Below are 23,832 nucleotides of genomic sequence, written 5' to 3'. Positions count from 1 at the left end.
TGGCTGTGGAGACCTGGACAGTTGAAACGGCCGACGGCGGCGGCCGGCTGGAGCTGCACTCCTTCCGGCCCGCGCGGCCAACCCCCGTGGACGGCGGCACTGCCGACGGCATTCCCGCCAAAGGCGGCCCGCCCGCGGCGGAGGCGCCCGGCGTCGTCGTCATTCACGGCACCCTGGTGACAGACGCACTGTACCGGCCGTTCGCCCGCAAGCTCAGCCTCCTGCTCAGCCGCCCGGTGCACTGCTACAACCGCCGCGGGCGGGCAGGATCCCCGCCGCAGCCGGACGGCTACTCGGCGGCCACCGAGATTAGCGACCTTGCCGCCGTCATGCGGGCCACCGGGTCCGAGGATGTGGTGGCCCACAGCTACGGCGGCTTCGTGGCGCTGCAGGCAGCCCGCAGCATGCCCATCCGGCGGCTCGTGACGTACGACGCCGCGGTGTCCCTTTCCGGCAACCTGGACCACCGGTGGCGTCCGGAGCTGGAGCAGGCCGTCACCGAGGGCCAGCTCAACCACGCCTGGGCGCATCTGGTGCAGGGACTCGCCACCGCGGGACCGGTGTCCTACCTGCCATTGGGGGCGCTGCGGATGCTGAGCATCCTGTCTGCCCGGACCAACCTCGGTGCGGAGATGCGGCAGCTCCTGCCCACCGCCGTCGCCGAAATGCGCGCCGTGCTCGACGCCAACGCGGAGATCAATGACTTCACGGAGCTGACCACCCCCACGCTCATGCTCACCGGCGGCTGGAGCCCGGGATATTTCGCCGATACCGGCCGGCAGCTGGCCGCGGCCGTTCCAGCCATCGAGTTCGCCGTGGTGCCGGGGCAGCTGCACGAAGGCCCCATCCGCCCCGGGAAGCGCCTGGCCGTCCGAATGGCACGCTTCCTGAACGGCACGGACCGCAGCATCCAGTCCTTGGGCAGGCGGCGCCGGAGCCGGTAGGCACCCGCCCGTGAGCGTGCATCCAGCAGTACCTCCGGACACGGTCCAGCTGTCAGAGGACCGCCGCCTCCGATAGGCTCGGAGCATGACGCGCGAGATCATCAGCACACCCGACGGCGGCAAACTTGAGCTGTTCAGCACGGGCGAGGAACTCGCCTCGGCCGGCTCCGGCGTCGTGGTCGTCATCTCCTCCATGGTCACGGCCGCCGACTACACCCGCTTCGCCCAGCGGCTCAGTGCGGAACTGGGCCGCCCGGTCCACACCTTTAACCGCCGTGGCCGCGGGGCGTCCTCGGAGCAGCCGGGCGATTACACCCTGGACGTGGACATCCGCGACCTCGACGCCGTCATGAAGCACACGTCCAGCACCGACGTCTTCGGCCACAGCTTCGGCGGGGCCGTGGCTCTTCACGCCGCCCGGACGCTCCCGGTGGAACGCCTCGCGGTCTATGACCCTGCGGTGTCCGTGAACCACAGCGTCAAGGCCGACTGGACCACAGAATACGAACGTGCGACGGCGGCGGGAGACGACGACCGGGCCCTCGCGGTGCTGCAGCGGGGACTTGAGGCCGGCGGTCCCTTCTCCTCACGGATGCCGCTCTCCATGCTGACCTTGGCGAACAAGCTCACGGCGGGCACCACGATGGGCAAGCAGCAGCGCGAGATGATGCGCACCGGGGTCCGCGAGATCAAGGCGATCATTGCGGCCGACATGCCTGCCGAGCCGTTCCTTCAGCTGCCGCTGGAGACGCTCATCATCGTGGGTGAGAAGAGTCCGGCGTACTTCGGGGTGGCCTGCGGCCAGATCCACGACGTCCTGTCCGGCTCGAGCTACACCATCCTCCCCGGCTCCGGCCACGACGGCGTCAACCGCGCCCCGGAAAAACTCATCACCGAGCTGAGCGAGTTCTTCGCCGGCTGAGCCTGGTCCCCCCAAACCAAGTCCCCCCAAACCAAGTCCCGCCGTTGCGCACTTCCCCCGGCGCGAACAGGCACATAACGCCCTCAAAAAGGGAAAAACAGGGCATTACCTGCCAGTTCGTGCTTAGTGGGTTGGGGCGGGGGCTGCTTCAGCGCCTGCGGTCTTTCGCATCATGGCGGAAAGGACGATGGCGGCAACGGCTATGACTGTCGCCGTCAGGAATGCGGCGCTCATTCCCGCGACGACTCCCGAGCCTGCCGCGACCACTGCGTAGATGGACACCAGCAGCGCCGTGCCCGCAGCACCTGCGACCTGCTGCAGCGTGCTCATGATGGCCGAACCGTGGGAGTACAGGTGTGGCGGAAGCGGGTTCAGTCCCGTCGTGAATGCGGGGGTGAACAGCAGCGCGAGCCCCAGACTCAGCCCGACGTGCAGGGTGACGATCCACCACACCGCTGTACCGGCGTCGAGCATCGAGAACTGCCACAGCGCCAGAACCATCAGGGACGAACCCGTCACGGTGAGGGGAAGCGGACCCACCTTGTCGAACAGGCGGCCGATCACCGGGCCGAGCAGGCCCATGGCAAGTCCGCCGGGCAGCAGCGCGAGGCCGGTTTCGAGGGATTTCAGGCCGCGGATCTCCTGCAGGTACAGCGGCAGCAGGATCACGGCGCCAAAGAGGGCAATCATGGCCACCACCATCAGCAGCACCGACACCGTGAACATCCGGAAGTTGAAGGCTCTCAGGTCCAGCAGCGGCGCCTGGCCCTTCTGCAGCCGCAGCTGGCGCAGCACGAACGCCACGAGTCCGGCGACGCCGAGGGCCAGGGCAACGAGTGCACCCGTGCTGGGGCCGCCGCCGGCGCCGTGGCCTCCGCCAATCTGGCTGAGACCATACACGAGCCCGCCGAATGCGGGGACGGTCAGCACCACGGACAGGAAGTCGAGCCTGGACTTTTCGCTCTCGCCTACATTCGTCAGGTAGCGGGCACCGATCGCCAAGGCTGCCAGCGCGATCGGCAGGACGAAGACGAACATGAAGCGCCACGAGAAGTGCTGGAGGATCAGGCCGGAAACCGTGGGGCCCATGGCCGGTGCCACGGAGATGGCGATGCTGACGTTGCCCATGACGGCGCCGCGGCGGGCCAGCGGAACAAGGGTGAGGATGGTTGTCATCAGCAGGGGCAGCATGATCGCGGTTCCGCCTGCCTGGATGACCCTGGCCAGCAGGAGGATTCCGAAGCCCGGTGCCAGCGCCGCCAATGCGGTTCCGCCGGAGAACAGCCCCATGGCCAGCAAAAATACGGCACGGGTAGAGAGCCGCTGCAGAATGAAGCCTGTCGTCGGAATCACCACGGCCATGGTGAGCATGAAGCCCGTGGACAGCCACTGCACCGTGGGGGCATCCACCCGGAGGTCCACCATGAGCCGCTGCAGGGCAACGTTCATGATGGTTTCGTTGAGGATAACCACGAAGGTGGCCACGAGCAGCGTGACGATGACCGTTACGGACTCGCGTGACATTTTGTCGGCGACGGGCGGCAGTTTGTGGGCATCCGGCGTGGGGGCTGGCTTCAGCCCTGGGGAATCCGCCTGCTGGGTAGCTGTTCCGGCGCCGGCAGGCTCGCGCCCGGGCTCGCCATGGGTATTTGACGTGACTTCATTAGACATGGAGAGACCCTCAGGGAGTTTTGGAAGGATTGCCGGCGGGCAGTGCCGCTGCAGACTCCAACAGTCTAGTGCCCCGGGACATTCCCGCTCTAGGAACTCAGCGGGAGGTTGTCGATGAGCCGCACCGGACCGACCTTGGCCGCGACAATGGCCAGCGCCTCACCGCGGAACGGGGTCTCCCGGCAGTTCTCGGCCAGCGGTTCCAGGGTCCGGGGATCCACCACGTCAAAGTAGTCCAGCTCCACCAGGGGCTGGGACTCGATCAGGGCCCGGGCAGACTCGACCTCCAGTGGCTTGCGGGCGGTGGCCCGCTCCTCGAGGAGCCGCAGCGCCCGCGACAGGACCAGCGCAGCGTCGCGCTCCTCGGCAGACAGAAAGCGGTTGCGGCTGGACAGCGCCAGCCCGTCCGATGACCGGACCGTGGGAACCCCTACGACCTCCACCGGAAAGTTCAGGTCCGCGACCATCTGCGTGACCAGTGCCAACTGCTGGGCGTCCTTCTGCCCGAAGTAGGCACGGTAGGCGGGCAGGCCTCCCCCGGACCCGGTGACGAAGGCGTTCGCCCCGGGCAGCCCGGTGGCGGGCATCCCCAGGTGCAGGAGTTTCGCCACCGCGGTGAGGGCGCCGTCGAAATGCCCCGGTCGGGACGCTCCCTCCCACTTTTCCCCGAGGCGGCCGGATGCGATGCGGACCGTCGGCTGCCCGTCCGGGTACATTTCCTCCAGCGAGGGGGCGAAAACCAGATCGACCCCCTGCGCCTCAAGCAGCGCCAGATCATCCTGCAGGGTGCGGGGATAGCGGTCGAGGTCTGCCGCGTCGCCGAACTGGAGCGGGTTCACAAAGATGGAGGCCACCACCACGTCGTTCTGTTGGACGGCGGTGCGGGCCAGCCGCGCGTGGCCCTCGTGCAGGGCCCCCATGGTGGGAACGAGCCCCAGGGATGAGCCCTCCTTTTGGGTCAGAAGCAGGCGACTTTGGGCTCGCAGGGAAGCTGCCGTCGTAACGAGTCGGATTGCCATGTCAGTGTCCTCCCTTGGCCCCGGGGCCGTTTTCGTCTGGTTCGTCGTCAGCCGTGGCCGTGAGGGCTTCTCGGATACCGTCCAGCTGATCCGGCTTCAGCAGCCCCCTGTTCTCAGCCCGCCGCGCCGTTGCCTGCGCCATCGCCAGGTACGCCGCGAGGATGTCGCCGCCGGCACCGCCGTCGTGCTCGCCGAGCGCACGCGCATGCGCCGCGACGGTCCCAGTATCTCCCCGCGCCACGGGCCCGGTCAGCGCCGACTCGCCGGAGGCGAGTGCATTCTCCAGCGTAGCCCTCAGCAACGGTCCGAGCATGCGTTCCGGGGTGTCCACGCCCACCTCGCGGAGCAGCTGCGATGCCTGTGCCACCAGAGTGACCAGATGGTTCGAGCCGTGCGCCAGCGCGGCGTGGTAGATGAGCCGGTCGGCCTCGGCAATCACCACCGGCTCCGCCCCCATCTCCACCACCAATGCCTGGGCGATGGGCAGCATGGCCGCGTCCGCCGTGACGCCGAACGTGCAGTCCAGGAGGCGTGTCAGGTCAAGGCTCATGCCGGTGAACGTCATGGCCGGGTGCAGGGCCAACGGCACGGCACCGGCCGCACGGACCGGATGCAGGACGCCGACGCCGAAGCGGCCTGACGTGTGGGCGACGAGCTGCCCGGGCTGCCACGCGCCGAGCTTCGCCAGCCCCTCCACGAGCCCGCCCAAGGCGTCATCCGGCACGGCCAGGACAACCAGCTCCGAGCGCTCCACAATGTCCTGCACCTCCAGGACGGGAACGCCGGGGAGCAGCGTCTCGGCCCGTTCCCGGCTTGCTTCTGACACCGCGGAAACCCCGACGACGGCGTGTTCGGCCGCGCGCAGCGCGGCTCCCAGCACTGCGCCTACCTTGCCGGCGCCAATGATTCCAACGCCAAGGCGTCCGGGCTTAGCCACGTTGCTGGCCTTCCTGTTGGGGCTGGTGGGGAGCCGGATCTGTTTCGGTGGGGCCACGCCAGCCGGGTTCCCTGGGCGAGCTTGCGTGCTTAGGGGGCTGGTGAGGAGGCCCAACCAGCGGCACCTGTCCAGCCAGCGGGGCCACCTGTGCCAGCCACTGCTCGCTGGTCTGGCGCCGGCGCGCGGCCCGGGCGCGGGCGGCCTGCTGGTCGAAGAGCTCCCGTGCCTCGTCCACGCCGGCCTGGATCACGCGCGGTGTCACGGGGCCGGCGGTGGTGTGCAGCACAAGATCGGCGACTCCGAACCTGCGCGCCACCGGCCCCTGGTGCAACGCCATCGACTGTGTGCGCTGGTGCGGCACCACCACAAGCTGCCGCCACCAGCGGCCAGACCGCATCAGCAGGGCGGTGTCCGTGGCGGTGAAGCCGTTCCGCCGCCACCCCAGCGGGGCAAGGAAACGGGCGCGGCGCGGCGTGGTGACAAAACCTCCGGCAGAATCCAGGCCGTCCAGCCCGCCCCGGAAAACCCCTACGGGGTCGGCGGTTCCCGGGTCCGGCAGGACGATTGCCAGCATGTTCAGCACGTCGCCGATGCCCCCGACAGGCAGCAGCGTGGTCCGCGATCCCCCCTCGCCGTTGTTTCCGACGAGACCGTACCCGGCCACATTAACCTGCATCCGGTACCAGCCGAAGATTCGCCACAGCGGCGGCTGCACCACCCTCAGCGCCTGGATCCGGCCCGGCGGCAGGGTCTGCGCCTGGGTGTCCAGCAGGCCGTAGCGCAGCCGGATGCCGTCCGGGGAGATGGCCGCCGTGAAGTTGTATCCCTTGTGGAACGATCCCCAGTAGGCGGCGAACAGGCCCAGCGCCGCAGGAATCAGGTAGAGGAAGAATCCCCGGTTTTCGGTGACCGCGGACAGCACGACGGACACCAAGCCGCCGAGGATGATGAAGACACTTTGCTCGCTCAGCAGCAGGGATCCGACAAGGCGCGACGGCGGGACGCGCAGCACCTGGTGTTCCGGCGCCTCCGGTGCGGTTGCTTCGGTCTGCCCTGGCTCCAGCTGCACGCCCGAGGCGCGTGCCAGGATGGTGGCGCGCAGCTGACGGGCGTCATCCAGCCGGAGATAGGCCAGCCGCACCGCGGATTCGCTCGCGTCCGCCACCTCGAACTTCAGTTCTGCAAGCCCGAAAATCCTCGCCAGGAGCGGCTGCACGATGTCGATCGCCTGGACGCGGTCCAGGCGTGCCTGGCGCTGCTGCTTGAACAGGAAGCCCGTGTTGACCCGGACATAGCCTTCGGCCACCTGGTATCGGGTGAAGTACCAGGACAGGATGAACCCGGCAACCGCCAGCAGCAGCATGATGGCACCGCCGGCGAGGAGCCACTGGGTGCGGCCGGCTATCCGGTCGTCAACCAGGGACTCACCCTGCAGCATCCGCTCGAACGACTCCCGCCCGAAGAAATACCCGATGGCAGCAAGCGCCACCCAGCCGCGCACAAAAGGTGACGCCGGATGCACCCGGAGCCACTCGCCGTCGGGCGTTCCTGAAGGGTGCCCGGCGGCGGTCACAGCCCGGCCAGCCTGGCTTCGCCGCGCGCCGAAAGCTGTTCCCGCAGGCGCGCGCCCTCATCGGCGGGCAGGCCCGGGATCGTGGCGTTGGTCCCGGCGGATGCCGTGTGGAGCTTCAGCGTGCACAGCCCCAGGCTCCGTTCGATCGGGCCCACGCTGATGTCCACGTACTGCATACGGCCGTAGGGGACCACCATGACGCGCTGGAAGAAAATGCCGCCGCGTATCAGCAGGTCGTCGTCGCGCTCTGCGTAGCCGATGGCGCGCACCTGCCGCGGGATCAGGACCAGGCGCCACAGCGCGAGGACAAGGACGAACGCCGGCACCGCGATGGCGAACCACAGCGGTGGCCAGCTCCACCAGCCCAGCAGCACGAAGGCAAGGGGCAGGCTCAGAACGGCGACCGTGATCAGGTTGCCCACCGCCCATTCCACCAGGCGGACCGTGACATATTTGGGCGAAACGCGCAGCCAGGAAACCCCGGGCGGATCAATCGCCGCGGTAGGCATATTCGCCTTCCCCCTTGGCCTTGCCAGGACGTGGCCGGCCCGGGAGTCCGTTACCCTCGGCATCGCCGTCTTCCGGCGGAATCCTGCAAAAGCGTTCGACGACGATCCCCACCACGATCATGACCAGCCCGCCGCCGGCCATACCGAGCGCGAGCCACGTGAGCTGCTGGCCGTTCCGCAGGCTCCAGATCTGCAGCAGCTCAACGAAGATCCCCGCGTGCCAGCCGAGCAGCATGGCCCCGGTGTAGGCACAGGCCTGCGCGAGGACCAGGGTCCAGGCGGCCAGGATCGGGTTGAGCAGCTTCTTCTTCTTGCCGTTCCGCCAGCGGAGCACGCGGATGCCCAGCACCAGGGTGAGGGCCACGATCACGCCCATGGTCACCAGCCCGGTAGGCGGCAGCACCGGCGTGGCCAGTCCATACCGGCCGCTCAGGACAGCTGCCGACCAGCCGGCTATGGCCAGAGCCAGGCCGACCGCCCCCAGCAGCAGCGGGTTCATGGGCTTCACTGCTATTCCACCGCCCCCGCTGTGGGAATTCCGTTGAAGTCGCCAAAGCCGTCAAACGGGGTGAGGTCGGCGAAGTCGGCAGCCCGGGCTGCCAGGGCACCGATCCGTTCCCCGTTCAGGATTGCCGTTGGCTCGATGAGAGACCAGGGGTAGAGCACGAAGGCCCGTTCCGCCGCGCGCGGGTGCGGCAGGGTCAGTTCGGGGTCCGAGCTTTCCAGATCCCCGTAGACGATGATGTCCACGTCAAGGGTCCGCGGCCCCCACCGCACCTCCCGGACCCGGTGGTGCTTGTTTTCCACGGACTGGCAGTGCCTCAAAAGGTCGAGGGGTTCCAGGGAGGTTTCCACGGAAATCACCATGTTGAGGAAATCAGGCTGGCCTTCCGGACCGCCCACTGCCTTGGTCTGCACGACAGGTGAGACGGCGAGGAGCCGCACCTCCGGCCGGTCCACGAGGTCAGCCACGGCCCCGGACAGCGTGTCGTTGCGCGCCCCCAGGTTGCTGCCCAGGGCGAGGACCGCCCGCGTGTACCGGCCGCTGGTGGGCGCCGTGTTCATGTGCGCTCCCGGTAGACGCTCACGGCGACGTCGCCGAAAGGAACCTCGATGGGCGCCTGCGGCTTGTGCACCGTGATTTCCACGGCCTGAATGTTGAATTCCTTGAGCAGGCCCTCCGCCATTCTCACGGCCAGGGCTTCGATCAGGTTCAGGGGCTCACCGGTGATCCACTCTTTGATCCGCCCTGCCACTTCCCCATAGTGGGCGGTATCCCTGACGTCATCCGATGCTGCAGCCTGGCCGAAGTCCAGGTGCAGCACGGCGTCAACCACAAACGGCTGTCCTTCGCGGCGCTCAAAGTCGAACACGCCGTGATAGCCGGTGGCCGTGACACCACGCAGTGAGATCCTGTCCATCGTTTTCCAGCTCAGCCTTTCCTGCTCAGTCTTCCTGCCCAGTCTTCCTGATCAGTGGCCGGGATTCGGTGCGCCCAGGCGGGCGGCCACCTTGACAGCGTCCAGGCTGGGGCCGACGTCGTGCACCCGCACAGCCCAGGCGCCACGGGCCGCGGTGATCGCGGTGATCGCGGCGGTGGCGGCGTCACGCTCCTCTGGGAGCGCGGCCTTGCCTGCCACTGTCAGCAGGGTGCCGAGAAAGCGCTTGCGCGAGACCCCGATGAGGACCTTGTGGCCCATCGCCTCGAGCCTGTCGAGGTTCCTCAGGAGCTCCCAGTTCTGCTCGTCCGTCTTGGAGAAGCCGATGCCCGGATCGATGATGATCTGCTCCGGCTGCACGCCTGCGGCGTAGAGCTTGTCCCGTACGCCCCTGAGCTCCGCGACGACGTCATTCGCGACGTCCTGATAGTCGGTCAGGGAGGACATGGTCTTCGCGTCGCCGCGGCGGTGCGTCAGGACGTACGGCACTTTGGTCCGCGCCACGAGTTCGGCCATTCCCGGCTCGAGGGTCAGGCCGGAGACGTCGTTGATGATCGCGGCTCCCACCTCAAGGGCAGCTTCCGCGGTGGAGGCGTGGGTGGTGTCGATGCTGACCAGGGCTCCGGCCTTGACCAGCGCCGCGACGACGGGCAGCACACGGCGCTGTTCCTCTTCGGGGCTGACGTCTTCTGCGCCCGGCCGGGTGGACTCGCCCCCGACGTCGATGATGTCCGCTCCGGCGTAAAACATCCGGAGGCCGGCGGCGATGGCGCTGTCCGCCGTCGCGTGCTTGCCGCCGTCGCTGAAGGAATCCGGAGTGACATTCAGGATGGCCATGACCAGTGAGCGGCCGGTGGGCAGGTCTTCAAATTTGGCAGCCGGCCGCGGTTTGCGCAGAACGGGCAGCGGGGATGTTGCGGGTCCGGTTCCAGGTGCTGCAGCTAGGGAATCCATAGTCTGTTGTTTACCTTCCGAGTATGAGGCTCATGGCTTCGGCACGGGTGGCCGGGTCATGAAGTTGCCCGCGGACCGCGCTTGTGACGGTTTTGGCCCCGGGCTTGCGGATGCCGCGCATGGACATGCACATGTGTTCGCATTCCACCACCACGATGGCTCCGCGCGGCTTGAGATATGTGACCAGCGCCTCGACGATCTCCGTGGTGAGCCGTTCCTGTACCTGGGGCCGGCGGGCGTAGATGTCCACCAGCCGTGCCAGCTTGCTCAGCCCCGTGACCTTGCCGTCATGTGACGGGATGTAACCCACGTGCGCCATGCCGTGGAACGGCACCAAGTGATGCTCGCAGGTGGAGTAGAACGGAATGTCCTTGACCAGCACCAGCTCCTCGTGTTCGAGGTCGAAGGTGGTGGACAGGACGGTTGCCGGGTCCTGGTGCAGGCCGGCAAAGACCTCGGCGTAGGCCTTGGCGACACGTTTGGGCGTGTCCTGCAGGCCCCCGCGGTCCGGGTCCTCCCCGATGGCCAGCAGGATTTCCCGCACGGCCGCTTCAATCCGTGGCCTGTCCACCTTGTGGTGGTGCTTGCCAGATCCGCCCGCCGCCGAGTGGTCGGCGGAGGCGGCAAAGTCGTCGTCGTCGAAGTGAGTCACAGCAAAGAGCTTAGCCGCGATGGCCGTCCGGGCCCGCTTCCGTGACTCCGCCCTGGAAGGTGGCATCCTCGGGGACACCCTGCGGATGCGGCGGCAGGGCGTCGAGCGGCTCCTCCAGCCGTGCCTCCTTTGCTTCCTCCTGGGCCTCACGTTCGGCACGTTCCTGCCGCGACTCCACGGGGCCTGCGGTCTGGACCGGCCGGGTCTCCTTGGACAGCCACACTTCGCGGAAGTCGCGCTTGCGGATGTCGCGGAAGACGTCGGCGATCTCGGCCTGGTTCAGGGTTTCGCGCTCCAGCAGTTCCAGGGCCAGACGGTCCAGGACTTCGCGGTTCTCGGTAAGAATCGCGTAGGCCTCGTCGTGCGCCTGGTCGATCAGGCGGCGGACCTCCTCATCGACGATGTAGGCAATCTGGTCGGAGTAGTTGCGCTCGTGGCTGGCGTCGCGGCCGAGGAACGGCTCACCGCCGCCCTGTCCCAGGCGCACCGCGCCGACACGTTCGCTCATGCCGTACTGCGTAACCATCTGGCGGGCCGTGGCCGTGGCCTTCTCGATGTCGTTCGAGGCGCCGGTGGATGGATCGTGGAAGACGATCTCTTCGGCGACGCGGCCGCCCATGGCGTACGCCATCTGGTCGAGGAGCTCGTTGCGGGTGACGGAGTACTTGTCGTTTTCCGGGACCACCATGGTGTAGCCCAGGGCGCGGCCGCGGGGCAGGATGGTGATCTTGGTGACCGGCGCCGAGTTGCGCAGCGCCGCCGCCACCAGGGCGTGGCCGCCTTCGTGATAGGCCGTGATCTTGCGCTCGTGTTCCTTCATGACGCGGCTGCGCTTCTGCGGGCCGGCCATCACACGGTCAATGGCCTCGTCCAGGGCGCGGTCATCGATCAGGTTCGCGTTGGAGCGGGCGGTCAGCAGCGCGGCCTCGTTCAGCACGTTGGCGAGGTCTGCGCCGGTGTAGCCCGGTGTCTTTTTGGCCACCGCCTTGAGGTCCACGCCCTGGGCGATCGGCTTGCCCTTGGCATGCACCTGGAGGATCTGGTCGCGGCCCACGAGGTCCGGGGCTTCGACGGAAATCTGCCGGTCAAAGCGTCCGGGGCGAAGCAGCGCGGGATCCAGGACGTCGGGACGGTTGGTGGCGGCGATCAGGATGACGTTGGTCTTGACGTCGAAGCCGTCCATTTCAACGAGCAGCTGATTGAGGGTCTGCTCGCGTTCGTCGTTGCCTCCGCCGATTCCCGCACCGCGGTGGCGGCCGACGGCGTCGATCTCGTCGACGAATATGATGGCCGGCGAGTTGGACTTGGCCTGTTCGAAGAGGTCGCGGACACGGGAGGCGCCCACACCAACGAACATCTCAACGAAGTCCGAACCCGAGATCGAGAAGAACGGCACACCGGCCTCGCCTGCGACGGCGCGGGCCAGCAGGGTCTTGCCGGTGCCCGGAGGACCGTACAGCAGCACACCCTTGGGGATCTTGGCACCCACAGCCTGGAACTTGCCCGGCTCGGCCAGGAATTCCTTGATTTCCTGCAGCTCTTCAACAGCTTCATCGGCGCCGGCAACGTCCGCGAAGGTCACCTGCGGCATGTCCTTGTTGACCATCTTGGCCTTGGACTTGCCGAACTGCATAACCTTGGAACCGCCGCCCTGCATGCGCGAGAGCAGGAACCAGAACAGGACACCGAGCAGCAGCACGGGGATCAGCAGGGAGAACAGCCCGGAGAGCCAGTTGCTCTCTACCGGCTGGTCCGTGTAGCCCTTGGAGGGATTGGAATTGGTGACGGCTTTGACCACGTCCGGCCCACGGTCGTTGACGAAGAAGAACTGGACGTTTTTGCCCTTGTCCTGCCCGTCGATGACCAGGTTGTCCTTCAGGACCAGATCCACGCGGTTCTCGCCGTCGAAGATCTTCGCCTGTTCGACCTTGCCGCTCTCGGCCAGCAGCTCGAGGCCCGGCTGGGTGTCGATCCGCGTAGCACCGCCCGGAGCCAACGTTGCAAAGGCCAGCAGGAGCATGCCGACCACAACAATAATCCAGATGCCCGGGCCCTTGAAGAAACTCTTAGCTTTCATCTGTTCGGGGCTGGCCCCGTCCCTCCTGGTAGTGCTGCACGGCGCGTGGTCTGCGCGCGTGTGGTGCTGCTTCAGCTTCTAGCATTACACCGCCGGACTAATTCACGCACGGTGTGCGGCAAAAGTTCCCTATGGGCGTAGTCTCCGGGCGCATGCGGCGGCGAAACTGGCCTGGCCTCTCATTTTTGCACCACTTTAGCGCCGCGCCGGATCCTGCCCCCGCGGAATAACTGGGTCCAGCCGCTCGCCTGTGGGCCAAAATGGTGCAGAAATGTGCACCGGGGCTGCCGCCGTGGGCCACCCCACGCATGTTTGGCCCGGCCCACGGTTCTCCACATAGCTTGGCTTCAATGTTCCGGTCGGTCGTGCGGCCGGGCACGCTGGACGCCATGCAGCCTTCGGATTTCCTCACCCGTCAGGGCGAAGTGGCCAGGCTCGCGCAGCTCCGAAGAGCCGGCTTCACCCGGAGCCAGATCGGCCAGGCCGTGAATTCAGGGTTGGTGCTGAAGCCACGGCACGGGGTCTACCGCTCGCCCAGAACCAAAGATGACTACCTGCGCGCATACGAAGCCAATGCAGCCGTCACCTGCGTGTCGGCAGCGGGGCACTATCGCTCTGGAAGCTGCGGGATCCGGACCGCCCGCACCTGGCGGCCAGCCACCGGCGCCTGCCATCCAACGTCGTGCCCCACCGATTCACCGGAAATGTCTCCACGCTGCTTCCTCCGGTGCTTCCTTTGAAGGATGTCCTGGTCCACGCGCTGCAGTGCATGCCGGAACTGGAAGCACTGGTCATGGTCGAATGTGCCTACAACCGCGGCGAGACGGACCCTGATTTCCTGCGCAGGCTACTGCCAGGTGCCCGGAACGGCCGGGCGCGGGTGCTCAATCTTGGGGAGCGTGGAGCGGATTCACTGCTGGAATCGGTGGCCCGTGTCCTCATTTCGACGGCACGGATTCGAGGTCCGGACGCAGGTGCTCCTTGAGGGCATTGGTTATGTGGACTTCCTGGTCAACGGTTGCCTGATTGTTGAGATTGACGGCGTGGGTTTCCACTTCAACAAGGCCCAGTTCAAGAAGGACATCCGGCGGAACAATGTTGGCGCGGCCGCGGGCTACCGGGTGCTGCGGTACCTTTACGAGGACGTGCTGCACCGGCCGGAGCAGATGCTGGAACAGATCAGGCTGACTCTCGCCACTCCCCCGCGGACAATCCGCTAACGCCGCACCGCCGCGCACCACCCGTCTCGCACCGCCCAGAGGCCTGCCCGCGTCGGCATTTCTGCTCCTCTTTGGGCGGCCTTAAGGCAGTCGCGCCGCCGCCGGATCCCCATTGAGGGGGCCCGACGGCGGCGCAGCCACCGAAAGCGGTGCAGAAATGCAAAGCCCCGGCGGGCTGCAGACGTTACTCGTAGACGTGCGGCGCCAGGGTGCCCACGAAGTCCAGGTTGCGGTACTTTTCGGCGTAGTCCAGGCCGTAGCCCACCACGAACTCGTTGGGGATGTCGTAGCCGACGTACTTGACGTCGATCTCCACTTTCGCGGCGGTCGGCTTGCGGAATGCCGTGCAGACTTCGACGGAGGCGGTGCCGCGGGACTCCAGGTTGGTCTTGAGCCAGGAGAGCGTGAGACCGGAATCGATGATGTCCTCGACGATGAGCACGTCCTTGCCCATGAGGTCGGTGTCGAGGTCCTTGAGGATGCGGACCACGCCGGAGGACTGTGTGCCGGAGCCGTACGAGGAAACGGCCATCCAGTCCATGGACACGTGGCTGTGAAGGGCACGCGCGAGGTCGGCCATAACCATGACCGCGCCCTTCAGTACGCCGACGATGAGGAGTTCGCGGCCTTCATAGTCCTTGTCGATCTCCGCCGCGAGTTCAGTGATGCGCTGTTGGATCTGTTCTTTGGTGTAGAGAACGTGCTTGAGGTCTGCCTGGACGTCGGATGAATCCACCAAATGCTCCTGTGTAGATGCGGGTGCCGGGATGCGGGTGCGGCTATGAACGGATCGGTTTGTGAGGCCGGAATACTAGCTTCCCACAGCGGGCGCCCCCTCGGGGAACCCCAGCCCCTCCTGTGGCCGGCCCGCTCGGGGCTTCTTCCAGCAGCTGCGCCAGCGAAAGGCGGTACACGCTCACTCCGCCGGGCAATTCCACCGGGCCCGCCGAGCCCTTCCGCCGCAGCAGGGCCTCGGCAGCGAGCAGCCGCTGGTAGCTCGGCTGTTGACCGCCGACGTCGGCCGCCGCCTTTGCGATCACCCGGAACCTGATGGCCGGGGGCAGTCCGTTCAGGGCTTCCTCGGGCAGACTAATGTCCCGCCCGGAACGCTCCGCGAGCGTAGCGAAAGCGCTGTCCGCCACCTCCTGCAGGTAGTCCGCGTCGAGTTGGAGGATGGCCGCGGTCCGGGCAAGGGACTCCGCGACTCCGGGGCCGAGTTTTTCCTCGAGCAGGGGCATGACCTCCACCCGGGTCCGCGAGCGTGCGAAGGAAGGGTCGTCATTGGTGGGGTCGTGCCACGGATCGAGTTCCTCGGCCCGGCAGATTTCCAGCGTGTCTGCCCTCCTCAGTCCGAGGAAGGGCCGCAGTAGTTTTCCCCGTGCCGGCCTCATGCCGGCCAGGGATCTGGTCCCGGAGCCGCGGGCCAGACCCAGCAGAACCTGCTCGGCCTGGTCATCGAGCGTGTGCCCGAGAAGAACCGCGTCCGCCTCCCATTCCGCCGCCGCCGCTTCCAGTGCCGCGTGCCTCGCATCCCGGGCTGCCGCCTCCGGCCCGAATCCGCTCGCCGCAACGTCCACCGCGCGCACGAGTACCGGATTGAGGCCGAGTTCCTTGAGCGTTTCGGCAGTACGGGCCGCCACGTCCGCGGAGCCTGGCTGCAGCTGGTGGTCCACCACCACGGCGCCCACCGCCACGGCGTGGCCGTCCACATGGCCGCGGCGCGCGAAGTAGGCAGCCACGGCAGCCAGCGCCAGCGAATCAGGCCCGCCGCTGCAGGCCACGAGCACCCGCTCCGGATAGCCTGCCCTGGCCAGCGCGTCCTGCAACATTTTCCGCGCGGTGCCGACGACCGGCGCCAGGCGTCCGGGCCGCCGTCGACCGCTTCGCAGTGGCTCGCCGCTTCGCAGTGCCTCGCCGCTTCTGCGCGCCTCGCTTCTGGATGGCTCTCCGCCGGGGGCCGGTACGCCCGAAACACACTGCACGGAAATTAGAGCCCCATCCTGTCGAGCCAGATTTTGGCGTCGTGGATTTCCGCTTCGGTGGGGAGGTTGCCGGCGGCGTCCCAGACGCGGTTGAAGCCGTCCATCCCGGCGACTTCCACCACGGCACGGACGAACTTGGCGCCGTCGCTGTACTGGCGCATCTTGGCATCCAGTCCCAGCAGGTTGCGGATGAACTTCTCGATGACGCCGCGGTCCTTCCCGCGTTCGTTGAAGCGCTGCCGGATCGTCTTCACGGACGGGACGATGCTGGCATCCACCTCGTCCATCACCACGTTGGCGTGCCCTTCCAGCAGGCTCATCACGGCCGTGAGGTGGGACAGCGCAGCCTTTTCCTCGGGTTTCTGCAGGAGATCGAGGATCGCGCCCCTGCCGGGGGTGGTGTCACCGGACACCGTACGGTCCCTCAGGGACCGGGCTGCTGCGGACGCCCGCTCCATCAGCGAGTCGACATTGCCGAGGAGATGGCTGCTGAGGTTGTCGATTTCGTTGAGCATGTGGTGCCGCAGCCAGGGCGCCGCGGCAAACTGCACACGGTGCGTCTGTTCATGCAGGCAGACCCAGAGCCGGAAATCCTCCGGCGTCACATTGAGCTCCCGCTCCACGGAAATGATGTTAGGCGCTACGAGCAGCAGCCGGCCGCCCGACGGCGCGGTGGAGCCTTCGGCAAGCGCGGCGAAGGGATCGTACTGGCCCAGGACCTTGCTGGAAAGGAACGCCAGCACCGCGCCGAGCTGGCTACCGGTGATGGCCCCGCTGACGCTGGCGGCACCGGGGCTAATGGTGCCCTTGCGGTTCTCCAGCATCCGCTCCATGGCGGGCTTGAGCATGACGGCGAAGCTTTGGGTGTTTGCCTTGGCCCAGGAGGCCCGGTCAACGACGAGGACGGAGGAATCCCTGAGATCCCTGGCAGCATCCAGGCCGGTGATGTGGTGCACGTGCGCAACGGACGCATCAGCAGCCCCGCGCAGCTGGTCAACGGCTTCGCCGATCTCTTGGGCGCTGAGGGAAGGGCCAGGCGGAGTCAGCCGGGCGGCGGCGGACGCGGCCAGCTCCCAGTTAATCAGGGAGTCGGCGGAGGTCTGGGCTGAGGTCTCGCCTTCGGTCGGTGTCTTGCCTGCTGTTGGCTCCATACGCTCCATCACACCATACGCTTTCGGCTCCGCGCCTTAAGTTCGCCGAGCGGCGAACAGCAAGCGGGCACCCCTGAAAGCGGCTGTTCACCGTCAGCAGCGAAGCCTAGCTGCAGCCGCAGGCCGCGAGCACAGTGGCCGAGGCGTCCAGCGCGGGCTTGTTGCCCGCCGCACCCGGTGTCAGATCGTTGCCGATGAAGGAGAACACCAGCAGCCTTCCGTCTGCATCCACCACATACCCGCTCAGCGCAATGACGGTATTCAGGGTTCCGGTTTTGGCGCGGACCAGCCCCGCGCCCTCGGCGCTGGAATCGTCGACGTACCTGTCACCCAGCGTCCCAGTGAGGCCCGCCACGGGGAAGCCTCCCAGGGCGGCACGCAGCCGGGTGTCCGGCCCGGAGGTGATGGCACGCACCACTTCAGCAAACTGGCGGGCGGAAACCTGATTGGCGAGGGCCAAACCGGAGACATCCGCCACCGTCATGCCGCTCGTGGGGATGCCGAGGTCCGTGAGTTGCCGCATCACGGCAGCCGTAGCGCCCTCGTTGCTTCCGGGCTCCCCGGCAGCCACCGCGGCCATCCGCCCCAAAGTTTCGGCGAGGTAGTTGTCCGAGTCCCGCAGCATGAGGTCCACCTGCTGGCTGACAGTTGCCGACTCCACCTGGCCCAGCACCGCGGCGTCCGCGGCCGGCTTCCCTTCCAGGCGTCCGACGCCGGCGCCCACCTTGAGGCCCGCGGCGGCACCTGCCGCTTTGAGTTGGGAAGCGAACGTCTCCCCCGCAAGGATGGCGGCGTCCTGCGGGCGGGGCCCGGTGGTGACGGCGGGGTCGAAGCGCGCCGAGTTCAGCGCCAGCGGGAAGAGCGGCGCCGCCTCCCCGGCGGCGACATCATCCGGGTTCCACGCCGGGTTAAGGGAAGGTCCCGTGAACAGGGAGTCGTCCACGAGCACCTGCACCGGCCCGGCGAAGCCCTCCTTGCGCAGCGACTCGGCGGTCAGTTTGGCAAGCGTGGCAAGCCCGGCATGGCCCAGAACCTTGTCCTCGGCGGACTCGCCGGCGCCGAGGAGGACGTCCCCGCCGCCCACCAGCACAACGGTCCGTGACGCGCCGCCTGCCGGCCCGGATGCGGGCCCCGCGATGGCTTTGGTGGCGAAACGCGAATCCGGCCCGATCGCCCGCAGCGCCGCGACGGCCGTCAGCAGCTTCATATTCGAGGCAGGGACCCTGTTGGCCATTCCGTCCCGGTCGAACAGCACCTTGCCGGTGGCGGCGTCCTGGACGACCCCCGTAAAGCTGCCTCCCCCGTCGGTCCTGAGGACCGGGTCCAGCCTGGCGGCCACCTCGGCAGGCACCGGGACGGGAGCCGTAGTGCTCAACGGGCCGATGCCCTGGGGAACTGACAGCCACTCCGGCTCGAGCTGCCATCCAGGGGTCTGCGACGGCCCCGGCGCGGACTGGGCCGCACCGCTCAGGCCTGAGGCAATCAGCATGCCGGCAGGAAGGGCCAGGGCGGCAAGAAGGACAGTGAGAAGCAGGCTGGGCCAAGCCCGCACCAGCACATGGAACAGTGCACGGAACTGCCCGATAAGTCTTTCGCGGCCCGTTGCCGTGCCCGTGGTGCCCCTCATGCTGTTGGTCCTCAAAGTTCTGAAATTACCCCATTAGTTCCTGAAACCTGGGACTCTCGCTATATCCTCAATAGTAGTCGGCGGCGATGACTGTCCTATTTTGTTGAACGTCTGTGTGCCGCGAACACCCAGCAATTGTCGAGGAGCCATTCCATGAAGCATGACGTGACCATCGAGATCCCCAAGGGATCGCGCGTCAAGTACGAAGTCGACCACGAGACCGGCCGAGTCCGCCTGGACCGCGTCCTCTTCACGTCCATGCAGTACCCCACGCACTACGGTTTCTTCGAGAACACCCTCGGCGAAGACGGCGATCCGCTGGACGCACTGGTGCTCCTGCAGGACTTCGACCTGCTCCCGGGCGTCATCGTTGAAGCCCGTCCCATCGGCGTCTTCAACATGACTGATGACGGCGGCGGGGACGCCAAGGTCCTCTGCGTTCCGGCCGATCCCCGGTTCGACCACATCCAGGAAGTCAGCGATGTCAACGAGTTCCTGATCAAGGAAATCGAGCACTTCTTCACCCGCTACAAGGACCTGGAGCCCGGCAAGTGGGTCAAGGCCGAGGGCTGGGCCGACCGCGCAGCAGCCGAGGCTGAGCTCGAAGCTTCCATCAAGCGTTACGTCCCCGCGGCACACTGACGCGCCCGGGCAAGGGCCCACGCCGCCCGGGTTCCCCGGCCAAGCGCAGCGCGAATAGGGGGGCCACGCCGCCCGGGTTCCCTGGCCGAGCGCAGCGAGGTTAGGGCGGCGGTGGGGAGGGTGCGGTTCGTTGAACCTCACCCTCCCCATCGCGTTTTCCGGCACTTGCCTCCGAGCTACCACCGGGTAGTCTGATGTCCACCATGTTCACGCTGACTATCAACCAAACAGACAGCCGGCGCGACGGCGACCGGGTCCCGCACCTCCTCAAGGACCTCCGGCATATCCCGGCGCGCCTGGACTTCGACCGCTCCGTGGAGGACGAGGTACAGGGCATCCTGGACTGCCCGCATCAGACGGTGGAAGCCGCCATGATCGCACTGCGGTGCGGCAGCTGGTACGTGGGAATCGGCGTAGGGCCAGTGAATGAGCCGCTGCCCAACCAGATCAAGGACGCCTCCGGGCACGGGCTGGTCTACGCGCGCCGCGCAGTGGACCGACTCCACAACAGCAAGGACCGGATTCCTGTGGCCGTCGAGGGGCCGCTGGTGGATCTTGCCGCGGAAGCCGAGTCAGTGCTCCGCATCCTGGGCCACATTGTCCGTGACAGGAGCGAGGCCGAATGGCGGGTCCTGGACCTGCTGACCCCCGGTGTTCGCGGCCAGCAAAAGGCGGTGGCTGCGGAACTCGGCATCACATCCCAGGCCGTCAGCAAGGCCGTGGCGCGCTCCCAGTGGAACGAGGAGCACGCCGCCCGGCCCGCCGCGGCCCGGCTGCTCTCCCTCATACTCGAAGCGCGCTAACGGTTCTCGCGCAGGCGCCACAGCACCCCGGCGTTACAGCAGGCTGCGCAGAACGAGCGCCGCGCCGTCGTCGTACACGGACTTGGTGACCTCGTCTGCGACGGCGACCACCTCTTCCGGAGCCTGGCCCATCGCCACGCCGCGGCCCGCCCAGGTGAGCATCTCAATATCATTGCGGCCGTCGCCGATGGCCACCGTGCTGGACGGCTCCATGCCGAGCCTGCTGCGAAGGTTCTCAAGGGCGCTGGCCTTGGTGACACCCGCCGCGGCGATGTCCAGCCAGGCGGTCCAGCCCACCGAATAGGTGACGCCGGCGAGGCCGACGTGCTGGATGGCCTCGTTGAATTCCTCGGGGGTGTTCTCCGTGCTGAACACCACGACACGGACGGCAGTGGCTTCAAGCATGGTCTGGAAGTCGACGCCGATGGCCTCGACGCCGAAGCTCGCGTCCTGGAAGCGTTCCGTCGACAGGAAGTTGCCGTCTGCGTCCTCCAGTGCGTACTTGGCCGTGGGAAGGCGCTTGCGGAGAGCGCGGAGGGCGGGGCCGGGATCGAACGTGGCCTTGTGGATAATTTCGTAGCCGTCCGGCAGCTCTGGGTGCAGGCGCAGGGTGACGCCGCCGTTGCAGCAGACGGCGTAGCCACGGTCCATGCCGATCTGCTCAATCACCGGCAGGGTGGCGTTGAGCGAACGTCCGGTGGCGATCATGACCTCGTGGCCTGCCGCCACCACGGCCTGGGCGGCCTCACGCACGGGGGCGGACATGTGGCCGTCGTGGTCCACGAGGGTGCCGTCCACATCCAGGGCAATCATGAGCTTCTGTGCGGTTTCCCGCTGGTCTTCGGTTTCTCGCTGGTCTTCGGTGCCAGCGGCTGAGGATTCAGTCAGTGTAGTCATGCCTATTAGTAGACCAGACGCCCCTGACACCCTGCTAGGACTCAGGCCACAGCGCGCATGAACACCGGGTAAATATTCACAGGCTCGTCCCCAGTGTGAGTGTTTACCCAAGTGCCACATGCCACTCCCCGCTGCAGGCGTGTCCGGGCTACAGGACGGGCAGGACCTGGAGTCCGCCGAGGTACTTCTGCAGCGCCGCGGGCACGTTCACCGAGCCGTCCGGGTTCTGGTGGTGTTCCAGAATGGCGACAATCCAGCGGGTGGTCGCCAGGGTGCCGTTGAGCGTGGCCACCGGCCGCGTGCCCTTCGGTGCGCCGTCCTCATTCAGGACGCGTTCACGGATGTTCAGGCGGCGGGCCTGGAACGTGGTGCAGTTGGAGGTGGAGGTGAGCTCGCGGTAGGCGCCCTGCGTCGGGACCCAGGCTTCGCAGTCGAACTTGCGGGCAGCGGACATGCCGAGGTCGCCGGCTGCGGTGTCTATCACGCGGTACGGCAGCTCGCACTTGGCCAGCATTTCCTCTTCCCAGGCGAGCAGTCGCTCGTGTTCCGCGGCGGCCTCTTCAACGGTGGTGTAGATGAACATCTCCACCTTGTTGAACTGGTGCACTCGGATGATGCCGCGGGTGTCCTTGCCGTGCGATCCGGCCTCGCGGCGGTAGCAGGAGCTCTGGCCGGCGAAACGGATGGGCCCTGCCGTGAGGTCCAGGATCTCGTCAGCGTGGTACCCCGCCAGGGGCACCTCCGAGGTACCCACAAGGTACAGATCGTCTTCGGCGAGACGGTAGATCTCGGCGTCGTGCTTTACGTCGAAGCCCGTGCCCTGCATGGTCTCGGGGCGCACCAGCGTGGGGGTGATCATGGGGATGAAGCCGGCCTCGATGGCCTGGTCCATTGCCATCTGCAGCAGGGCCATTTCCAGCCGGGCGCCGACGCCGCGGAGGAAGTAGAACCGTGCACCGGAGACCTTGGCGCCGCGCTCCATGTCGATGGCGCCGATCAGCTCACCGATTTCCAGGTGGTCCCGCGGCTCGAAGTCGGGGAACTCGCGCGGGGTGCCGACGCTCTTGACCACCACGTAGTCGTCCTCGCCGCCCGCTGGCACGCCGTCCTCGATGAGGTTGGGGATGGTGCGCAGCAGTTCTTCCTGCTTGGCCTGCGCGGCGTCCGCTTCCGCGGAGGCGGCCTTGACGGCACCGGCGAGCTCCCTGACCTCAGCGAGCAGCGCCTGCTTTTCCTCGCCCTTGGCCTGGGCCACCTTCTTGCCGAACACATTCTGTTCCGCACGGAGGTTTTCGAAACGGATCAAGGCCGAGCGGCGGGCTGCGTCCGCATCGATGATCGCGTCCACCACGGTTTCGTCAGCCCCACGGGCACGCTGGCTGGAGCGGTACTTGTCCGGATTTTCGCTGAGGTCTTTTACGTCGATCACCACACAAGAGTATCGAATGCGGAGGGCAGGCCGCGGCGAGGTCCGGCGGGATAGTGTTGAAGCACCATGAGCGACCTGTTTCTGTACGTCCTGATCGTTGGAGCCCTGGCATTCGCCGTCTCCAGCTGGTGGGGTGTGCGCAGCCTCAAGGCGCTGCACGCGCGGAGCGCGGTACGGGAGGATCCACACGCCCATGGCCTGGAACGCCAGCGGGTTGCGGTGGTTTTGAACCCCATCAAGGCGAAAGCCGCCGAGGCCCGCGCCGGCATCCAGCACGCCTGCCTCACGGCCGGATGGGAGGCCCCGCGGTTCTTTGAGACGACGGCGGAGGACCCCGGCCACTCACAGGTCCGGGCGGCGCTGGAATACGGGGCCGACGTCATTCTCGTGGGCGGCGGCGACGGCACAGTGCGCGTGGTGGCCGAGTCCCTGGCCCACACCAACGTCGCAATGGGTCTGATTCCCCTCGGAACGGGGAACCTGCTGGCACGCAACGTGGACCTGGATGTCTATGACCTCCGGGGCAACATCCAGACGGCGCTCTTCGGCCACCAGCGCTACATCGATACGGCACGGATGGCGATCGAGAACGCCCAGACCGGCCGCACATCGAAACATGCGTTCCTGGTGATCGCGGGCATCGGCATGGACGCGGAGGTGGTGGGCGATACGAACGACGGCCTCAAACGCGCGGTGGGCTGGCTCGCCTACACCGAGGCGGGAGTACGTCATCTGCAGGGGCGCAGGAAGAAAGTGTCGATCTCCCTGGACGGCCAGCCCGAACAGTCACGCAAGATCCGCAGTGTGCTGTTTGCCAACTGCGGACTCGTCCCGGGCGGCATTGACCTGATTCCCCAGGCCATGATCGACGACGGGATGCTTGACGTTGTGGTCATGAGCCCGCGGAGCGCCGTGGGGTGGCTGGCGATGTACGCCAAGATCCTGTTCAAGCACAAGCGGCACCTGCCCGTGATGAGTGTGTACCGTTCCGGCAGGGTGGTCATCAAGTGCCCGGAGCCCATGCCCACCCAGCTGGACGGCGACATCACAGGGGAAGCCACTAAGGTCACGGTTCAGGTAGATCCCAGATCACTGCTCATCAGGGTCAGGGCACTGCCCGGCTTCGGCGCGGGTGGCGTGGCCTAGACGGACTTGGCGGTACCAGTTTGCTTGGCGGCCTCTGCGGCTTTGGCTGCGGCACGGGCCTCGGACTGCTCGCGGATCATGGCCTGCTCCTCTTCGAAGCGCAGGCGGTCGGCCCGGTCCGCGTCGTCTCCGTCCCAGTCCTGGTTTTCCGCGGTCGGTTTGGGATTGACGATCATTCCCTGGCCGTCGTTGTCGGTCCTGGCGTTATCTGACATGACCCGCTCCCTTCGTTTGGGCC

General features: G+C 67.0%; 26 protein-coding genes. 8 read left to right on the top strand and 18 right to left on the bottom strand.

Features of this window, described 5'->3' with window-relative positions; genetic code table 11:
• The first annotated feature begins 5 nt into the window (after positions 1–5).
• Both ACIP90_RS04565 and ACIP90_RS04560 read left to right on the top strand, forming a co-directional pair.
• Entirely contained in the window at positions 6–944 is a 939-nt protein-coding gene (locus ACIP90_RS04565) for an alpha/beta fold hydrolase (protein WP_400577345.1), read from the top strand.
• A gap of 85 nt (positions 945–1,029) precedes the next feature.
• On the top strand, positions 1,030–1,866 hold the full coding sequence (locus tag ACIP90_RS04560; RefSeq protein WP_400577344.1) for an alpha/beta fold hydrolase: 837 nt from the start codon (positions 1,030–1,032) through the stop codon (positions 1,864–1,866).
• 123 nt (positions 1,867–1,989) lie between these two features.
• On the opposite strand, the gene ACIP90_RS04555 is transcribed toward ACIP90_RS04560, so the two are convergent.
• The 11 genes from ACIP90_RS04555 to ftsH all read right to left on the bottom strand — a co-directional run bounded on the left by ACIP90_RS04555 (position 1,990) and on the right by ftsH (position 12,697).
• The gene (locus tag ACIP90_RS04555) at positions 1,990–3,537 is read right to left on the bottom strand and encodes an MDR family MFS transporter (protein ID WP_400577342.1); all 1,548 of its coding nucleotides are present in this window, start codon (positions 3,535–3,537) and stop codon (positions 1,990–1,992) included.
• 89 nt (positions 3,538–3,626) lie between these two features.
• Positions 3,627–4,556, bottom strand: a complete 930-nt coding sequence (locus ACIP90_RS04550; protein ID WP_400577340.1) for a 4-phosphopantoate--beta-alanine ligase — start codon at positions 4,554–4,556, stop codon at positions 3,627–3,629.
• Between the two features lies 1 nt (position 4,557).
• Positions 4,558–5,493 (bottom strand): Rossmann-like and DUF2520 domain-containing protein, encoded by a 936-nt coding sequence (locus ACIP90_RS04545; RefSeq protein WP_400577338.1) that lies wholly within the window; start codon positions 5,491–5,493, stop codon positions 4,558–4,560.
• Positions 5,486–7,066 carry a PH domain-containing protein gene (locus ACIP90_RS04540; RefSeq protein WP_400577336.1) on the bottom strand — a complete coding sequence of 527 codons (1,581 nt, stop codon included), beginning with the start codon at positions 7,064–7,066 and terminating at the stop codon, positions 5,486–5,488. The genes ACIP90_RS04545 and ACIP90_RS04540 overlap by 8 nt, the downstream gene beginning before the upstream one ends.
• Positions 7,063–7,575 carry a PH domain-containing protein gene (locus ACIP90_RS04535; protein ID WP_400577334.1) on the bottom strand — a complete coding sequence of 171 codons (513 nt, stop codon included), beginning with the start codon at positions 7,573–7,575 and terminating at the stop codon, positions 7,063–7,065. The genes ACIP90_RS04540 and ACIP90_RS04535 overlap by 4 nt, the downstream gene beginning before the upstream one ends.
• Positions 7,556–8,083: a DUF3180 domain-containing protein gene (locus ACIP90_RS04530; RefSeq protein WP_400577332.1), complete on the bottom strand. Its 528-nt coding sequence runs from the start codon at positions 8,081–8,083 to the stop codon at positions 7,556–7,558. Before ACIP90_RS04530 ends, ACIP90_RS04535 begins: the two co-directional genes overlap by 20 nt.
• Before the next feature lie 2 nt (positions 8,084–8,085).
• Positions 8,086–8,640: a 2-amino-4-hydroxy-6-hydroxymethyldihydropteridine diphosphokinase gene (gene folK, locus ACIP90_RS04525; protein ID WP_400577330.1), complete on the bottom strand. Its 555-nt coding sequence runs from the start codon at positions 8,638–8,640 to the stop codon at positions 8,086–8,088.
• Positions 8,637–8,996, bottom strand: a complete 360-nt coding sequence (gene folB / locus ACIP90_RS04520) for a dihydroneopterin aldolase (RefSeq protein WP_400577329.1) — start codon at positions 8,994–8,996, stop codon at positions 8,637–8,639. The genes folK and folB overlap by 4 nt, the downstream gene beginning before the upstream one ends.
• A gap of 51 nt (positions 8,997–9,047) precedes the next feature.
• Positions 9,048–9,968: a dihydropteroate synthase gene (gene folP / locus ACIP90_RS04515; RefSeq protein WP_400577327.1), complete on the bottom strand. Its 921-nt coding sequence runs from the start codon at positions 9,966–9,968 to the stop codon at positions 9,048–9,050.
• Positions 9,969–9,978: 10 nt separating this feature from the next.
• Positions 9,979–10,620, bottom strand: coding sequence for a GTP cyclohydrolase I FolE (gene folE, locus ACIP90_RS04510; RefSeq protein WP_400577325.1), 642 nt, complete (start codon positions 10,618–10,620; stop codon positions 9,979–9,981).
• Between the two features lie 10 nt (positions 10,621–10,630).
• Entirely contained in the window at positions 10,631–12,697 is a 2,067-nt protein-coding gene (gene ftsH, locus ACIP90_RS04505; protein WP_400577323.1) for an ATP-dependent zinc metalloprotease FtsH, read from the bottom strand.
• Between the two features lie 260 nt (positions 12,698–12,957).
• On the opposite strand from ftsH, the gene ACIP90_RS04500 reads away from it, so the two are divergent.
• From ACIP90_RS04500 to ACIP90_RS04490, 3 genes are read left to right on the top strand one after another with little or no spacing between them, the layout of a single operon-like run.
• A complete protein-coding gene (locus ACIP90_RS04500; RefSeq protein ID WP_400577321.1) occupies positions 12,958–13,437 on the top strand; it encodes a type IV toxin-antitoxin system AbiEi family antitoxin domain-containing protein in 480 nt (159 codons plus the stop codon).
• Complete coding sequence (locus ACIP90_RS04495; RefSeq protein ID WP_400577320.1) at positions 13,425–13,682, top strand: hypothetical protein; 258 nt, start codon at positions 13,425–13,427, stop codon at positions 13,680–13,682. Before ACIP90_RS04500 ends, ACIP90_RS04495 begins: the two co-directional genes overlap by 13 nt.
• A complete protein-coding gene (locus tag ACIP90_RS04490; RefSeq protein WP_400577318.1) occupies positions 13,672–13,917 on the top strand; it encodes an endonuclease domain-containing protein in 246 nt (81 codons plus the stop codon). The genes ACIP90_RS04495 and ACIP90_RS04490 overlap by 11 nt, the downstream gene beginning before the upstream one ends.
• Positions 13,918–14,101: 184 nt before the next feature.
• Here ACIP90_RS04490 and hpt read toward each other — a convergent pair whose 3' ends face one another.
• From hpt to dacB, 4 genes are all read right to left on the bottom strand, one after another.
• Positions 14,102–14,653 (bottom strand): hypoxanthine phosphoribosyltransferase, encoded by a 552-nt coding sequence (gene hpt, locus ACIP90_RS04485; RefSeq protein ID WP_205655128.1) that lies wholly within the window; start codon positions 14,651–14,653, stop codon positions 14,102–14,104.
• 43 nt (positions 14,654–14,696) lie between these two features.
• The gene (gene tilS / locus ACIP90_RS04480; RefSeq protein WP_400577316.1) at positions 14,697–15,746 is read right to left on the bottom strand and encodes a tRNA lysidine(34) synthetase TilS; all 1,050 of its coding nucleotides are present in this window, start codon (positions 15,744–15,746) and stop codon (positions 14,697–14,699) included.
• Between the two features lie 158 nt (positions 15,747–15,904).
• Positions 15,905–17,050, bottom strand: a complete 1,146-nt coding sequence (locus ACIP90_RS04475; protein WP_400577314.1) for a zinc-dependent metalloprotease — start codon at positions 17,048–17,050, stop codon at positions 15,905–15,907.
• Positions 17,051–17,156: 106 nt separating this feature from the next.
• The gene (gene dacB, locus ACIP90_RS04470) at positions 17,157–18,677 is read right to left on the bottom strand and encodes a D-alanyl-D-alanine carboxypeptidase/D-alanyl-D-alanine-endopeptidase (RefSeq protein WP_400577312.1); all 1,521 of its coding nucleotides are present in this window, start codon (positions 18,675–18,677) and stop codon (positions 17,157–17,159) included.
• Positions 18,678–18,830: 153 nt separating this feature from the next.
• On the opposite strand from dacB, the gene ACIP90_RS04465 reads away from it, so the two are divergent.
• Both ACIP90_RS04465 and ACIP90_RS04460 read left to right on the top strand, forming a co-directional pair.
• Positions 18,831–19,319: an inorganic diphosphatase gene (locus tag ACIP90_RS04465; protein WP_076799190.1), complete on the top strand. Its 489-nt coding sequence runs from the start codon at positions 18,831–18,833 to the stop codon at positions 19,317–19,319.
• 203 nt (positions 19,320–19,522) lie between these two features.
• Positions 19,523–20,122: a hypothetical protein gene (locus ACIP90_RS04460; RefSeq protein ID WP_400577309.1), complete on the top strand. Its 600-nt coding sequence runs from the start codon at positions 19,523–19,525 to the stop codon at positions 20,120–20,122.
• A gap of 33 nt (positions 20,123–20,155) precedes the next feature.
• Here the strand turns inward: ACIP90_RS04460 and ACIP90_RS04455 are convergent, their stop codons facing one another.
• Positions 20,156–21,019 (bottom strand): HAD family hydrolase, encoded by an 864-nt coding sequence (locus ACIP90_RS04455; RefSeq protein ID WP_400577307.1) that lies wholly within the window; start codon positions 21,017–21,019, stop codon positions 20,156–20,158.
• Between the two features lie 148 nt (positions 21,020–21,167).
• A complete protein-coding gene (serS, locus tag ACIP90_RS04450; protein WP_400577305.1) occupies positions 21,168–22,448 on the bottom strand; it encodes a serine--tRNA ligase in 1,281 nt (426 codons plus the stop codon).
• A 66-nt stretch (positions 22,449–22,514) separates the two neighbouring features.
• Between serS and ACIP90_RS04445 the strand changes: the two genes are divergently transcribed.
• Positions 22,515–23,594: a diacylglycerol/lipid kinase family protein gene (locus tag ACIP90_RS04445; protein WP_400577304.1), complete on the top strand. Its 1,080-nt coding sequence runs from the start codon at positions 22,515–22,517 to the stop codon at positions 23,592–23,594.
• Here the strand turns inward: ACIP90_RS04445 and ACIP90_RS04440 are convergent.
• Positions 23,591–23,809 (bottom strand): hypothetical protein, encoded by a 219-nt coding sequence (locus tag ACIP90_RS04440; protein ID WP_400577303.1) that lies wholly within the window; start codon positions 23,807–23,809, stop codon positions 23,591–23,593. The two genes, ACIP90_RS04445 and ACIP90_RS04440, sit on opposite strands and share 4 nt — an antisense overlap.
• Positions 23,810–23,832 lie beyond the last annotated feature (23 nt).

Source organism: Arthrobacter sp. NPDC093139 (assembly GCF_044754165.1).
In the GTDB taxonomy this organism is placed as follows: Bacteria; Actinomycetota; Actinomycetes; order Actinomycetales; family Micrococcaceae; genus Arthrobacter.
This window is presented reverse-complemented; position numbering and strand designations above follow the sequence as displayed.